General features: G+C 66.1%; 8 protein-coding genes. 3 read left to right on the top strand and 5 right to left on the bottom strand.

Features of this window, described 5'->3' with window-relative positions; all coding sequences use genetic code 11:
• Positions 1–15: 15 nt before the first annotated feature.
• The 4 genes from GJG85_RS11370 to fixL form a co-directional block, all read right to left on the bottom strand.
• Positions 16–2103, bottom strand: a complete 2088-nt coding sequence (locus tag GJG85_RS11370) for a M3 family metallopeptidase (protein WP_050013015.1) — start codon at positions 2101–2103, stop codon at positions 16–18.
• A gap of 286 nt (positions 2104–2389) precedes the next feature.
• A complete protein-coding gene (gene folD, locus GJG85_RS11365; protein ID WP_050013014.1) occupies positions 2390–3250 on the bottom strand; it encodes a bifunctional methylenetetrahydrofolate dehydrogenase/methenyltetrahydrofolate cyclohydrolase FolD in 861 nt (286 codons plus the stop codon).
• 251 nt (positions 3251–3501) lie between these two features.
• Positions 3502–4140 (bottom strand): oxygen response regulator transcription factor FixJ, encoded by a 639-nt coding sequence (gene fixJ, locus GJG85_RS11360; protein ID WP_006493245.1) that lies wholly within the window; start codon positions 4138–4140, stop codon positions 3502–3504.
• Positions 4137–6653, bottom strand: a complete 2517-nt coding sequence (fixL, locus tag GJG85_RS11355; protein WP_050013013.1) for an oxygen sensor histidine kinase FixL — start codon at positions 6651–6653, stop codon at positions 4137–4139. Before fixL ends, fixJ begins: the two co-directional genes overlap by 4 nt.
• A 273-nt stretch (positions 6654–6926) precedes the next feature.
• Here fixL and aceE point away from each other — a divergent pair, with 273 nt between their 5' ends.
• The 3 genes from aceE (at position 6927) to lpdA (ending at position 13401) form a co-directional block, all read left to right on the top strand.
• Complete coding sequence (gene aceE, locus GJG85_RS11350) at positions 6927–9623, top strand: pyruvate dehydrogenase (acetyl-transferring), homodimeric type (protein ID WP_050013012.1); 2697 nt, start codon at positions 6927–6929, stop codon at positions 9621–9623.
• Positions 9624–9691: 68 nt separating this feature from the next.
• Positions 9692–11344: a dihydrolipoyllysine-residue acetyltransferase gene (gene aceF, locus GJG85_RS11345; protein ID WP_050013011.1), complete on the top strand. Its 1653-nt coding sequence runs from the start codon at positions 9692–9694 to the stop codon at positions 11342–11344.
• A gap of 284 nt (positions 11345–11628) precedes the next feature.
• Complete coding sequence (gene lpdA, locus GJG85_RS11340; protein ID WP_124638584.1) at positions 11629–13401, top strand: dihydrolipoyl dehydrogenase; 1773 nt, start codon at positions 11629–11631, stop codon at positions 13399–13401.
• 198 nt (positions 13402–13599) lie between these two features.
• Here the strand turns inward: lpdA and GJG85_RS11335 are convergent, their stop codons facing one another.
• Complete coding sequence (locus GJG85_RS11335; protein ID WP_034188948.1) at positions 13600–14166, bottom strand: phasin family protein; 567 nt, start codon at positions 14164–14166, stop codon at positions 13600–13602.
• Between the last annotated feature and the right edge of the window lie 77 nt (positions 14167–14243).

The following is a 14243-nucleotide window of genomic DNA, read 5'->3' as shown; positions in this document are numbered from 1 at the left end:
GGCCGGGCGGCGCGCTCAGTGCGCGGACGCGGCCATCCCGTTGTGGCGCAGCAGCGCGTCGATCTGCGGTTCGCGGCCGCGGAACGCCTTGAACGACTCCATCGCCGGACGGCTGCCGCCGACCTCGAGGATTTCGCGGCGATAGCGCGTGCCGGTTGCCGCGTCGAGCACGCTGCCGCTGGTGGCGGCCGCTTCCTCGAACGCCGCGTACGCGTCGGCCGACAGCACCTCGGCCCACTTGTAGCTGTAGTAGCCGGCCGCGTAGCCGCCCGCGAAGATATGGCTGAACGTGTTCGGCCAGCGCGAGAACGCCGCCTGCGGGATCACGTGATAGCGCTCGTTGATCTCGCGCGCGAACGCGGTCACGCCGGTGGCGCCGGCCGGGTCGAAATCGACGTGCAGCAGCATGTCGAACATCGAGAACACGATCTGGCGCAGCGTACCGAGCCCGCTCTGGAAGTTCTTCGCGGCGATCATCTTGTCGAACAGCGCGCGCGGCAGCGCGGCGCCCGTATCGACATGCGACGACATCGACGACAGCACGTCCCATTCCCAGCAGAAGTTCTCCATGAACTGCGACGGCAGTTCGACCGCATCCCATTCGACGCCGTTGATGCCCGACACGCCGAGCTCGTCGACGCGCGTGAGCATGTGGTGCAACCCGTGGCCGAATTCATGGAACAGCGTGATGACCTCGTCGTGCGTGAAGCACGCGGGCTTGCCGCCGACCGGCGCGGAGAAGTTGCAGGTCAGGTACGCGACGGGCGTCTGCACGTCGCTGCCGCGCTTCGCGCGCGAACGGGCGTCGTCCATCCACGCGCCGCCGCGCTTGCCTTCGCGCGCGTACAGGTCGAGATAGAACTGCGCGACGAGCGAGCCGTCGCGGTTCTCGACGCGGAAGAAGCGCACGTCCTTGTGCCATACCGGCGCGTCGTCCGGCTTGATCTTCACGCCGAACAGCGTTTCGGTGACGGTGAAGAGGCCCTTCAGCGCGGCCGGCTCCGGGAAGTACTGCTTGACCTCGTTTTCCGAGAACGCATAGCGCTGCTGGCGAAGCTTTTCGGCCGCGTACGCGACGTCCCACGGCGCGAGTTCGGTCAGGCCGAGCGCATTCGCGGCGAACGTGCGCAGTTCGTCCCAGTCCTTGTCCGCGTGCGGGCGGGCGCGCGTCGCGAGATCCTCGAGGAACGCGATCACCTGCTGCGGCGATTCGGCCATTTTCGGCGCGAGCGACACTTCGGCGAAGTTGCGGTAGCCGAGCATCTGCGCCTCTTCGCGGCGCAGCTTCAGCGCGTCGGCGACGATCGCCGTGTTGTCCCATTCGGCCTTGCCGTCGCCATACTGCGGCCCGAGCTCCGACGCGCGCGTCGCATACGCGCGGTAGAGCGTCTCGCGCAGCGCGCGGTTGTCCGCGTACTGCAGCACCGGGAAGTACGACGGGAAATGCAGCGTGAATTTCCAGCCTTCCTTGCCGTCCTTCTGCGCGGCTTCGCGGGCGGCCTCGATCGCGTCGCCGGGCAGGCCGGCCAGCTCGGCTTCGTCCTTCGCGAAGTACGCGTACGCATTGGTCGCGTCGAGCACGTGATCGGAGAACGCCTTCGACAGCGCGGCCTGCTGTTCCTGCAATTCCGCGAAGCGCGGCTTCTGGTCCTCGGGCAGCTCGGCGCCCGACAGGCGGAAGTCGCGCAACGCATTGTCGAGGATCTTCTTGCGCTCGGCGGACAGCGTCGCGTATTCGGCGCTCGCGGCGATCGCCTTGTACTTTTCGTACAGCGCGAGATTCTGGCCGACGCTCGACCAGAACTCGGTCACGCGCGGCAGGTTTTCACCGTAGGCAGCCCGCAGTTCGGGCGTGTCGGCGACCGCATTCAGGTGGCCGACGATGCCCCATGCGCGGCCGAGCGGCTCCGTGGCTCGCTCGACCGTCTCGACGACGGCGGCCCAGGTCGACGGCGTGTCGCTCGCGCTCGCCGTTTCGACCGCGCGGCTGGCGGCATCGAGCAGCGTATCGAGCGCGGGCGTCACGTGTTCCGGGCGGATCTCGCCGAAACGGGGCAGGCCGGAGAAGTCGAGGAGCGGATTGGTGTTGGCGCTGGCGGACATTAAGACTCCCTGTCTGTTGCCGGATGAACCGGGGTGAAAAGGGTGAGGCGCGACGAAGCAGCGCCCGATACCGACATTATTGGGGCGCATCGCGCGCTTTCCAATCGTTAGTTTCTAATGACGCGATTGACGCAGGGTCGGATGCGGGCGGCCGGCGAGGTGCGGCCGGAGAGGTGCGGCCGGCGAGGTGCGGCCGGCGAGATGCGGCCGGCGAGGTGCAGCCGCGCGATGGCGGCTGGCGAGGCGCCGGCGCGCTGAACCGCGCGCCGGCTGGGCAAAGGCAGTGTCAGGCTGCGGAGGCCGCCGCGCGTTCGGCGGATTCGATCGTGTTGATCAGCAGCATCGTGATCGTCATCGGGCCGACGCCGCCCGGCACCGGCGTGATGTAGCCGGCGACTTCCTTCACGCCCGCGAAATCGACGTCGCCGCACAGCTTGCCCGCGTCGTCGCGGTTCATGCCGACGTCGATCACCGTCGCGCCCGGCTTCACCATGTCGGCGGTCAGGATGTTGCGCTTGCCGACCGCGGCGACCACGATGTCGGCCTGGCGCGTATGTGCGGCGAGGTCGCGCGTCTTGCTGTGGCAGATCGTCACGGTCGCGCCGGCGTCGAGCAGCATCATCGCCATCGGCTTGCCGACGATGTTCGAGCGGCCGATCACGACCGCGTTCGCGCCTTGCAGCGCGATGCCGTGCGCTTCGAACATCTTCATCACGCCGTACGGCGTGCACGGGCGGAACAGCGGCTTGCCGGTCATCAGCGCGCCCGCGTTCGCGACGTGAAAGCCGTCGACGTCCTTTTCCGGCGCGATCGCCTCGATCACCTTGTGGCTGTCGATATGCGCGGGCAGCGGCAGCTGGACGAGGATGCCGTGGATCTTCGGGTCGCGGTTCAGCGCGTCGATGCGCGCGAGCAGGTCGGCTTCCGACAGCGTGGCCGGGTACGCATCCTTCAGCGAGAAGAAACCGTTGTCCTCGCACGCCTTGATCTTGTTGCGCACGTAGACTTCGCTCGCCGGGTTCGCGCCGACGAGGATCACCGCGAGACCGGGCTGGTGGCCGCGCGCGGTCAGCGCGGCGGCGCGTTCGGCGGCCTGGGCGCGCAAGGTCTTCGAAAGGGCGTTGCCGTCGATGAGGAGGGCTGTCATGGTGGTGGGTCCTGCCGGGAAGTTGGAATGCGGGCGTACGGCGCCCGAAGCGCCGTAGCAAAGCACGTAATTATACCGTTCGCCTGCTGCCGTCCGACAGCGAATCAACGGGAAGCGTCATGGCCGCGGCGCGCGTGCGCCGGGAGGAACGGCCGCCGCCGCGCGAGTGGGCCGCATCGCGCGGGGCGGCAAACGCCGGTTGCGGGCCGGGCAGCCGGGGCGGGCCGTGCCGCCGCGGCCGGAGCACCCGCTCAGGCCTGTTTCTTCGACAGCGCGAGGCGCAGCAGGTCGGCCACCGTGTTGACGTTGAGCTTTTCCATGATGTTCGCGCGGTGCGCCTCGACCGTCTTGATGCTGATGCCGAGATCGTCGGCGATCTGCTTGTTCAGGCGGCCCGCGATGATCCGTTCGAGCACCTGCTGCTCGCGCGCGGTCAGCTTCGACAGGCGTTCGCTCGCGGCGCGCTGCTCCTGGACGCTCTTGCTTTCGCTTCGGGCCTTGTCGAGCATCCGCTCGACGAGCTTGCGCAGCTCGGCTTCGTCGAACGGTTTCTCGATAAAGTCCATCGCACCCTTTTTCATCGTCGACACGGCCATCGGCACGTCGCCGTGGCCGGTGACGAAGATGATCGGCAGCGCGGCATTGTCGGCGATCAGGCGTTCCTGCAATTCGAGGCCGCTCATGCCCGACATCCGCACGTCGAGGATCAGGCACGCGATCTGGCCGGCCTGCTGCGCCGGCTGGTACGCATCGAGGAACTGCTCGGCGCTCGAGAAGCATTGCACGCGATAGCCGTTCGCCTCCAGCAGCCAGCGCAGCGAGTCCCGTACGGCCTCGTCGTCGTCGACGACAAAGACGGTTTCCTGAGTGGTGGTGACAGGGCTATTCATAGTTCTCCCGTAACGGTATGTGATGCCGATGCCTCGCGCCCCCCTTGGCCGAGATCAGCGGGTTCCCCAATGGGCAGGCTGCAGTGGAACGTCGCGCCGGAAATGCGGCCGTCCGGCTCGACGTTGTTGACCACCCACAGACGCCCCCGATGCGATTCGATGATCGAACGGCAGATGTTCAGCCCCATGCCCATGCCATCGGACTTGGTGCTGTAAAACGGTTCGAACAGGCGCTCGGCGGTCGCTTCGTCGACGCCCGGGCCCTGGTCGATCACACGGATGTCGACGAAGCCCGCATCGATGTCGGCGACGACGCGGATCACGCCGTCCACCGACGCCGGTTTCACGTCGGCCATCGCCTCGGCTGCGTTCTTCATCAGGTTCACGAGCACCTGCTCGATCAACACGGGGTCGACATAAATAATAGGCATTCTTGCGAGGATTTCCGTGACGATCCGGATTCTGCGCTTCCTGGCCTCGATTTCGGCGAGCCCGACCGCGTCGGCGACGATGTCCGCGACCCGCGCCGGCTGGCGCTTCGGCTCGCTGCGCTTCACGAATTCGCGGATCCGCTTGACGATCATCCCCGCGCGCAGCGCCTGCTGCGCGGTCTTCTCCAGCGCCGGCTGCAGCGTCTCGGGCGTGCCGCGGCCGCTCTTGACGAGCGCGAGCGTGCCCGAACAGTAGTTGTTGATCGCGGCGAGCGGCTGATTCAATTCGTGAGCAATCGACGACGCCATTTCGCCCATCGTCATCAATCGGCTCGTGAACTGCAGCTTTTCTTCCTGCTGGTGCGCGAGTTCCTGCGCCTTCTTGCGGGTCGTGATGTCGGTCGCGATCTGCATCTGCGCGAGGTGGCCGTCCACCCACTGGATGTACTGGCGGCGCACCTCGAACCACTTCTGGATGCTCTCGACGTACACCTCCTGCGCGTCCGCCGTGCTGCTTGTCAGCGCGGCGGCCGGCAGGCCCGCGAACGCGTCGACCATGTCGATCGAGTCGGACGACGCCTGCGCGCGGTCGAAGCCGCCGCCCGACAGCTCCAGATGGCCGTCCGGACGGATGCCGAACAGGTGGCGGTAGTAGCGGTTCGCGAACAGCAGCTCGGCTTCGTCGGCGGCGAGCACCGACACCGCGGCGTCGAGGCTTTCGAGCACCGTCGTGAAGCGTTCGTGCGCGGCCGCGAGCTCTTCGCGCGCGCGCTTCGGCTCGGTGATGTCGGTCATCGACGACATCCAGCCGGTCTGGCGGCCCGAACTGTCGATCAGCGGCGACACGTACAGGCGCGCATGGAACAGCGTGCCGTTCTTGCGCCGCACGCGCAGCTCGAAGCCCGAACTCGGCGCCTTGCCGCGCAGCGTCATGTCGAGCTGGCGCTGCATTTCCGGGTACGCGTCGCGCGGCCAATACGGGAACGGCGCGACCTTGCCGACGAGATCGGTCTCGTCCCAGCCCGTCATCCGGCAGAACGCGGGGTTCACGTGCGTGATGCGGCCGTGCATGTCGAGCACGCGCATGCCGATCAGCACCGAGTTTTCCATCGCGCGGCGGAAGAACGCCTCAGCGTACAGCGCCTGCTGCGCCTCGAAGCGCTGGCGCGTGTGCTTCCACAGGCTCCAGAGGCTCCATAGCACGAAGCACGACAGCCCGGCGACGAGCCACACGAGCGTGTTGTTGGTCAGGTTCGTGAGCTGCGGGAACGCGTACACGCGCACCGTCAGCCCTTGGCCGGGCGGGTCGAGCGGGAGATCGTAGTGCGAGTCGCGCGGCAGTCGCGGGCGCGTCGACGTGGACGACAGCTCGCGGTTGTTCGAGTCGGTGATCGAGATCTTGTACTTCGACGACAGCTCCTGCGGAATGTCGTGCTTCAGGATCCCTTCGACCGAGAACACCGCGGCGAGCGAGCCGAGATATTCGCGGTCGCCGCGCATTACCGGCGTCTGCAACGTGATGAAGCCGTTGCCGAACTCGTCGTAGATCAGCGGCGAATACGCCTGGCGGCGCGTGCTGCGCGCCTCGTCGTACGCGCCGCGCACCGCGTCCTGCATCTGCGCGTCGCCGGGCTTCGCGAGCCGTTGGCCGAGCAGCGGTGGATGCACGGCCGGCCAGCGCTGCACGCCCGGCGCCGTGTACCAGTTCAGGTAGAGGATTTCCGGATGCGTCTGCATCACGTCCGCGACCGCCATCTGGAACGCGTTCTGATCGAGGCGGCCGGACGCGAGGTCGCGCGACAGCGCCTGCAGTTGTTCCTGCGCGCCCGTCATCGACAGGCGGATCTGCTGCTGGGCCCACGCGACGTTGCGAAACAGGGTGTCTTCCTGCTGCTGCTGTTCGCGCCGGTTGAGGCTCCACAGGATGAGGCTCATCACGACGAGGAACACCAGGATCGACAGCAGCGGCGTCAGCAAATAGGAATTGGACCACCACGGTCCGTGGTGCCAACGGGACGGCTGCGACTCCGCCGGCGGGCCCGGCGGTCGCGCCGAGCGTGCGAAAAGCCGATCGGTCAACATGGCAGGATTGTAGCGCAGCGCAATACATGGAAAACCGATACCGGATATGTTGAACGGAAACGGTTTTGTTCCGACGAGACGGGCCGCGGAGCCCCGAAATATGGGTGCAGCGCAGCAATATTTCGCATCATGAGAAAAGATCTCACGATTCGAAAATTTTGTTGCGCAGGCCCGTCCACGCTCATTACAATCCGTCGGAGCTTGCCCGCAGCCGGCCGCGCCGCGTCGTCTGCACGAGAGCGATCCTCACATTCCAGGACCCAGGAGACGAGAATGTCCGCTGTACCGAACGAAGTGATGAAGTATGTCGCCGCCGAACGTGACGACGACCCGCAAGAAACCGTCGAGTGGCTGGAGTCGCTCGATGGCGTGATCTCCTCCGTGGGCACTGGCCGCGCGCATTACCTGATCGAAAAGCAGATCGAATTCGCCCGCATGCACGGCGAACACCTGCCGTTCTCCGCCAATACCCCGTACATCAACACGATTCCGCTCGAAGCACAGGCGAAGATTCCGGGCGACCAGGACATCGAGCACCGCATCCGTTCGTACACGCGCTGGAACGCGCTGGCGATGGTGCTGCGCGCGGGCAAGGACACGAACGTCGGCGGCCACATCGCATCGTTCGCGTCGGCCGCGACGCTCTACGACGTCGGCTACAACCATTTCTGGCACGCGGCGTCCGACCAGCATGGCGGCGATCTCGTGTTCGTGCAGGGCCACTCGTCGCCGGGCGTGTACTCGCGCGCGTTCCTGCTCGGCCGCCTGAAGGAAGAGCAGCTCGACAATTTCCGTCAGGAAGTGGACGGCAAGGGCATTTCGTCGTACCCGCACCCGTGGCTGATGCCGGACTTCTGGCAGTTCCCGACCGTGTCGATGGGTCTCGGCCCGATCATGGCGATCTACCAGGCACGCTTCATGAAGTACCTGGAATCGCGCGGCATCGCGAAGACGGAAGGCCGCAAGGTGTGGGCGTTCCTCGGCGACGGCGAGACGGACGAGCCGGAATCGCTCGGCGCGATCGGCATGGCGAGCCGCGAGAAGCTCGACAACCTCGTGTTCGTGATCAACTGCAACCTGCAGCGTCTCGACGGCCCGGTGCGCGGCAACGGCAAGATCATCCAGGAACTCGAATCGGAATTCCGCGGCGCCGGCTGGAACGTGATCAAGGTCATCTGGGGCAGCCGCTGGGATGCGCTGTTCGCGCGCGACAAGTCGGGCGCGCTGATGCGCCGGATGATGGAATGCGTCGACGGCGAATACCAGACGTACAAGTCGGAGTCGGGCGCGTACGTCCGCGAGCACTTCTTCAACACGCCTGAACTGAAGGCGCTCGTCGCCGACTGGTCGGACGACGACATCTGGGCGCTGAACCGCGGCGGTCACGATCCGCACAAGATCTACGCGGCGTTCCACGAAGCGACCAACACGAAGGGCGCGCCGACCGTCATCCTCGCGAAGACCATCAAGGGCTACGGGATGGGCGAGTCGGGCCAGGCGATGAACATCACGCACCAGCAGAAGAAGCTGCCGGTCGAGCAACTGAAGAAGTTCCGTGACCAGTTCCGCCTGCCGATCACCGACGAGCAGATCGCCGACGTGCCGTATCTGAAGTTCGAGGAAGGCTCGAAGGAACTCGAATACATGCGCCAGAAGCGCATGGACCTCGGCGGCTACCTGCCGCACCGCCGCGAGAAGGCGACGTCGCTGCCGGTGCCGGCGCTCGACGCGTTCGAGCCGCTCTTGAAGGGCACGGGCGAAGGCCGCGAGATCTCGACGACGATGGCGTTCGTGCGGATCCTGAACATCCTGCTGAAGGACAAGGCGCTCGGCAAGCGCGTCGTGCCGATCGTCCCGGACGAATCGCGTACGTTCGGCATGGAAGGCCTGTTCCGCCAGATCGGCATCTGGAACCAGGAAGGCCAGAAGTACGTGCCGGAAGATTCCGACCAGCTGATGTTCTACAAGGAATCGCAGACCGGCCAGATCCTGCAGGAAGGCATCAACGAAGCGGGCGGCATGTGCGACTGGATCGCGGCGGCGACGTCGTATTCGACGCACGGCGAGATCATGGTGCCGTTCTACATCTTCTATTCGATGTTCGGCTTCCAGCGCATCGGCGACCTCGCGTGGGCCGCGGGCGACATGCGTTCGCGCGGCTTCCTGCTGGGCGGCACCGCGGGCCGTACGACGCTGAACGGCGAAGGCCTGCAGCACGAAGACGGCCACTCGCTGCTGTGGGCGGCATCGGTGCCGAACTGCGTGAGCTACGACCCGACGTTCGGTTATGAACTCGCGGTGATCGTCCAGGACGGCCTGCGCCGCATGGTGCAGGACCAGGAAGACGTGTACTACTACATCACGGTGATGAACGAGAACTACGAGCACCCGGCGATTCCGCAGGGCGAGCACGTGGCGGCCGACATCATCAAGGGCATGTACGCGTTCAGGAAGGCCGACGCCGACAAGAAGGCGCCGCGCGTCCAGCTGCTCGGCGCGGGCACGATCTTCAACGAAGTGATCGCCGCCGCCGACCTGCTGAAGAACGACTGGGGCGTCGCCGCCGACCTGTGGAGCGTGCCGAGCTTCACCGAACTCGCGCGCGAAGGCCATCAGGTCGAGCGCTGGAACCTGCTCCATCCGACCGAGGAGCGTCGCCTGTCGCACGTGCAGAAGTGCCTGAAGGACACGCAGGGCCCGGTCATCGCTTCGACCGACTACGTCCGTGCGCTGGTCGACCAGATCCGCGGCCAGATCGATCGCCGCTTCGTCGTGCTGGGCACCGACGGCTTCGGTCGTTCGGACACCCGCGAGAAGCTGCGTCACTTCTTCGAAGTCGACCGTCACTGGGTCACCGTCGCCGCGCTCAACGCGCTGGCCGACGAAGGCACGATCGAGCGCAAGGTGGTCGCGGACGCGATCGCCAAGTACAACCTCGATCCGTCCAAGCCCAACCCGATGACCGTTTAACGCACACGCCGTGTGATGCCGCGCGCCGCTCCCGCGAGGAGCGCGCGCGGCCATGGAGACAGAAACAGATGAGTCAAGCGATCGAAGTGAAGGTGCCGGATATCGGCGATTACAAGGACGTGCCGGTCATCGAGATCGGCGTGAAGGTCGGCGACACGGTCGAGCCCGAGCAGTCGCTCGTCACGCTCGAGTCCGACAAGGCGACGATGGATGTGCCGAGCCCGGTCGGCGGCGTCGTGAAGGAAATCAAGGTCAAGGTCGGCGATTCCGTGTCGGAAGGCTCGTTGATCATCCTGCTCGAAGGCGGCGCAGGCGCGCAGGCGAATGGCGCGGCCGCGCCGGCCGCGGCTCCCGCTCCCGCAGCAGCGCCGGCACCGGCCGCCGCCGCGCCCGCTGCCGCACCGGCCGCGTCCGGCGGCACGCTCGAAGTGAAGGTGCCCGACATCGGCGACTACAAGGATGTCCCGGTGATCGAGATCGGCGTGAAGGTCGGCGACACGGTCGAGAAGGAACAGTCGCTCGTCACGCTCGAGTCGGACAAGGCGACGATGGACGTGCCGAGCCCGGCCGCCGGCGTCGTGAAGGGCATCTTGGTCAAGGTGGGCGATTCGGTGTCGGAAGGCACGCTGATCGTGCTGCTCGAAGCCGCTGGCGCACCGGCTGCAGCCGCACCGCAGGCCAGCGCGCCGGCGCCGGCCGCGGCCGCCCCGGCGCCCGCCGCCGCACCGGCACCCGCGAAGGCTGCGCCGGCACCGGCCGCCGCCGCTCCGGCTCCGGCCGCCGCGCCGTCGGGCGAATATCGCGCGAGCCACGCATCGCCGTCGGTCCGCAAGTTCGCACGCGAACTCGGCGTCGAAGTCGCGCGCGTGCAGGGCTCGGGGCCGAAGGGCCGCATTACGAAGGAAGACGTGACGGGCTTCGTGAAGGGCGTGATGACGGGCCAGCGCGCGGCGCCGGCCGCGGCAGCCGCGCCGGCAGGCGGCGGCGAGCTGAACCTGCTGCCCTGGCCGAAGGTCGACTTCTCGAAGTTCGGCCCGTTCGAGGCGAAGCCGCTGTCGCGCATCAAGAAGATCTCGGGCGCGAACCTGCATCGCAACTGGGTGATGATCCCGCACGTCACGAACAACGACGAAGCGGACATCACCGAGCTCGAAGCGCTGCGCGTCCAGCTGAACAAGGAACACGAAAAGGCGGGCGTGAAGTTCACGATGCTCGCGTTCGTGATCAAGGCGGTCGTCGCCGCGCTGAAGAAATTCCCGACCTTCAACGCGAGCCTCGACGGCGACAACCTCGTGTTCAAGCAGTACTTCCACGTCGGTTTCGCGGCCGATACGCCGAACGGCCTCGTCGTGCCGGTGATCCGCGATGCGGACAAGAAGGGCCTCGTCGACATCGCGAAGGAAATGAGCGACCTGTCGAAGGCCGCGCGCGAAGGCAAGCTGAAGCCGGACCAGATGCAGGGCGGCTGCTTCTCGATCTCGTCGCTCGGCGGGATCGGCGGGACAAACTTCACGCCGATCATCAACGCGCCGGAAGTGGCGATCCTCGGGTTGTCGCGCGGGCAGATGAAGCCGGTGTGGGACGGCAAGCAGTTCGTGCCGCGGCTCATGCTGCCGTTGTCGCTGTCGTATGACCATCGTGTCATCGATGGCGCCGAAGCCGCGCGGTTCAATGCGTATCTCGGCGCGTTGCTCGGGGATTTCCGTCGCATCATTCTTTGATGAGATGAGGGGCTCGCGGGGGCGTGGTTTCGTGTCTGTTCTCCACGCTCTTGTCGTTGAACCTGTTTTGCCAACGGTCTGCTAGCGTCGCCCCTGCGCGGGGCGGCGGTCACTTTTCTTTGTCTTCCAAAGAAAAGTGACCAAAAGAAAGGCGCGTCCTTGGGCGGACGGCAAAGGTGGTCCTGCCCAACGTCGCGTGCTCTTGTCAGGCCGCATGTCGTCAGGTTCCGTCTTTCCGCCGGTCCCTCCCTCTCTCTCTGCAGCTATTCAAGAAGGGGACAGTCATGAGTCTCATCGAAGTCAAGGTTCCGGATATCGGCGATTTCAGCGGCGTCGATGTCATCGAAGTCAACGTCAAACCCGGCGACGTGATCGAAGAAGAGCAAACGCTCATCACGCTCGAATCCGATAAAGCCTCCATGGAAGTGCCCAGCGACGTCGCCGGCACCGTCAAGGAAGTCAAGGTCAAAGCCGGCGAGAAAGTCTCGCAGGGCACCGTCATCGCCATCGTCGAAGCGTCGGCAGGCGCAGCCGCTCCCGCGAAAGCGCCCGAAGCGCCGAAGCCCGCAGCCGCCGCACCGGCTCCGGCCGCAGCCGCGCCGGCACCCGCGCCCGCGCCGCAAGCCGGCAGCTACAGCGGCGCCGCCGACATCGAGTGCGACATGCTCGTGCTCGGCGCCGGCCCCGGCGGCTACTCGGCCGCATTCCGCGCCGCCGACCTCGGCATGAAGACCGTACTCGTCGAACGCTACTCGACGCTCGGCGGCGTGTGCCTGAACGTCGGCTGCATCCCGTCGAAGGCGCTGCTGCATACGTCGCTCGTCGTCGAGGAAGCCGCGGCGCTCGCGTCGCACGGCATCACGTTCGGCAAGCCGCAAGTCGATCTCGACAAGCTGCGCGACTTCAAGGGCGGCGTCGTCAAGAAACTGACGACCGGCCTCGCCGGCATGGCGAAGGCGCGCAAGGTCGAAGTGGTCACCGGCGTCGGCGCGTTCGTCGATCCGTTCCACATGGAAGTGCAGGGCGAAAACGGCAAGAAGGTCGTCAAGTTCAAGCAGGCGATCATCGCCGCGGGCTCGCAGGCCGTGAAGCTGCCGTTCATGCCGGAAGACCCGCGCGTCGTCGATTCGACGGGCGCGCTCGAACTGCGCCAGCTGCCCAAGCGCATGCTCGTGATCGGCGGCGGCATCATCGGCCTCGAAATGGCGACGGTCTACTCGACGCTCGGCGCCGAGATCGACGTCGTCGAAATGATGGACGGCCTGATGATGGGCGCCGACCGCGATCTCGTGAAGGTCTGGGAAAAGTACAACGCGAAGCGCTTCGGCAACGTGATGCTGAAGACCAAGACGGTCGGCGCGGAAGCGAAGGAAGACGGCATCTACGTGAAGTTCGAGGGCGAAAAGGCGCCGGCGGAAGCGCAGCGCTACGACCTCGTGCTCGTCGCGGTGGGCCGCAGCCCGAACGGCAAGAAGATCGGTGCCGACAAGGCCGGCGTCGCGGTCACGGATCGCGGCTTCATCGACGTCGACAAGCAGATGCGCACGAACGTCCCGCACATCTTCGCGATCGGCGATATCGTCGGCCAGCCGATGCTCGCGCACAAGGCCGTGCATGAAGGCCACGTCGCCGCGGAAGCCGCGCACGGCGAAAAGGCGTACTTCGACGCACTGCAGATCCCGTCGGTGGCCTACACCGATCCGGAAGTGGCGTGGGCCGGCAAGACCGAGGACCAGTGCAAGGCCGAAGGCATCAAGTACGGCAAGGCCGTGTTCCCGTGGGCCGCTTCGGGCCGCGCAATCGCGAACGGTCGCGACGAAGGCTTCACGAAGCTGATCTTCGACGAGGAAACCCATCGCGTGATCGGCGGTGCGATCGTCGGCCTGAACGCGGGCGACCTGATCAGCGAAGTGTGCCTCGCGGTCGAGATGGGCGCGGACGCGGAAGACATCGGCAAGACGATCCACCCGCACCCGACGCTCGGCGAATCGGTCGGCATGGCCGCCGAGCTGTACGAAGGCGTCTGTACGGACCTGCCGCCGCAACGCAAGAAGTAACAGTAACGCGACCGGCATGGCCGGCCACGCGCCGGCCACGAAAACGCCGCCGCCCGGGCAACCGGACGGCGGCGTTTTGTTTTGCGTGGCGCGCGACAGGCTCGATGGTGGCGGGCAGTTGGCCGCCCGCCCGGCACATTCCGGCGCCAGAAACGAAAAAGCCGCGCTGGGCGCGGCTCTTTCAGGAGCAGGGGACGCTTACGCGGCCGGCTTGCTCGAACGACGTGCGGCAGCGGCGGTTGCAGCCTTCGTTGCGACGGCAGCAGCGGCGTTGAAGTTCGTTTCAGCGATTTCCACCGCTTGCTTCGTGGCCTTCTGAACCGTTTCGTACGTGGTGTTCGCAGCGTTCAGCGCCGACTTCAGTGCGGCGACAGCCGTTTCCGAACCGGCCGGGGCGTTCTTCGCGACGTTGTCGACGAGTGCCTGGACCTTCTTGTTCTGCTCGTCGAATTGCGCTTCGGCGACCTTCGCGAACTCGGCTTGCGTCGACGATGCGATTTCGTACAGGTGACGGCCGTACGACAGCACCTTTTCCGCGACCGGCTGCGACAGGCTCGCTTGCAGCGCGATCAGTTCCTGCGCGTCCTTCACCGACAGCAGACGCTGCGCGTTTTCCTGGCCTTCGGCCAGCGTCGACTTCACGACTTGCAGGTTGAGTTCGATCAGCTTTTCGACGCCTTCGAACGCCTTGGTCGTCAGACCGAACAGGCTTTCGAGGTTGGCTTTTTGGGCGGCGGCGATTTGCTCGGGGGTCAGCAAGGACATGTCAGGCTCCTGAAAAGCGATCGCGTCGATCGCAGGATAAAGGGCACTACGCTGGGGAACTTCGGCGCCGCGTGCTT

The organism is Burkholderia sp. MS389 (genome assembly GCF_016899425.1).
In the GTDB taxonomy this organism is placed as follows: Bacteria; Pseudomonadota; Gammaproteobacteria; order Burkholderiales; family Burkholderiaceae; genus Burkholderia; species Burkholderia sola.
The sequence above is the reverse complement of the archived record's forward strand: the minus strand, read 5'-3'. Positions and strand labels throughout refer to the sequence as shown.

Excerpts from the sequence above, each read along its gene's own strand:
- GJG85_RS11370 (WP_050013015.1), bottom strand. The coding sequence starts at position 2,103 with ATGTCCGCCAGCGCCAACACCAATCCGCTCCTCGACTTCTCCGGCCTG.
- folD (WP_050013014.1), bottom strand. The coding sequence starts at position 3,250 with ATGACAGCCCTCCTCATCGACGGCAACGCCCTTTCGAAGACCTTGCGC.
- fixJ (WP_006493245.1), bottom strand. The coding sequence starts at position 4,140 with ATGAATAGCCCTGTCACCACCACTCAGGAAACCGTCTTTGTCGTCGAC.
- fixL (WP_050013013.1), bottom strand. The coding sequence starts at position 6,653 with ATGTTGACCGATCGGCTTTTCGCACGCTCGGCGCGACCGCCGGGCCCG.
- aceE (WP_050013012.1), top strand. The coding sequence starts at position 6,927 with ATGTCCGCTGTACCGAACGAAGTGATGAAGTATGTCGCCGCCGAACGT.
- aceF (WP_050013011.1), top strand. The coding sequence starts at position 9,692 with ATGAGTCAAGCGATCGAAGTGAAGGTGCCGGATATCGGCGATTACAAG.
- lpdA (WP_124638584.1), top strand. The coding sequence starts at position 11,629 with ATGAGTCTCATCGAAGTCAAGGTTCCGGATATCGGCGATTTCAGCGGC.
- GJG85_RS11335 (WP_034188948.1), bottom strand. The coding sequence starts at position 14,166 with ATGTCCTTGCTGACCCCCGAGCAAATCGCCGCCGCCCAAAAAGCCAAC.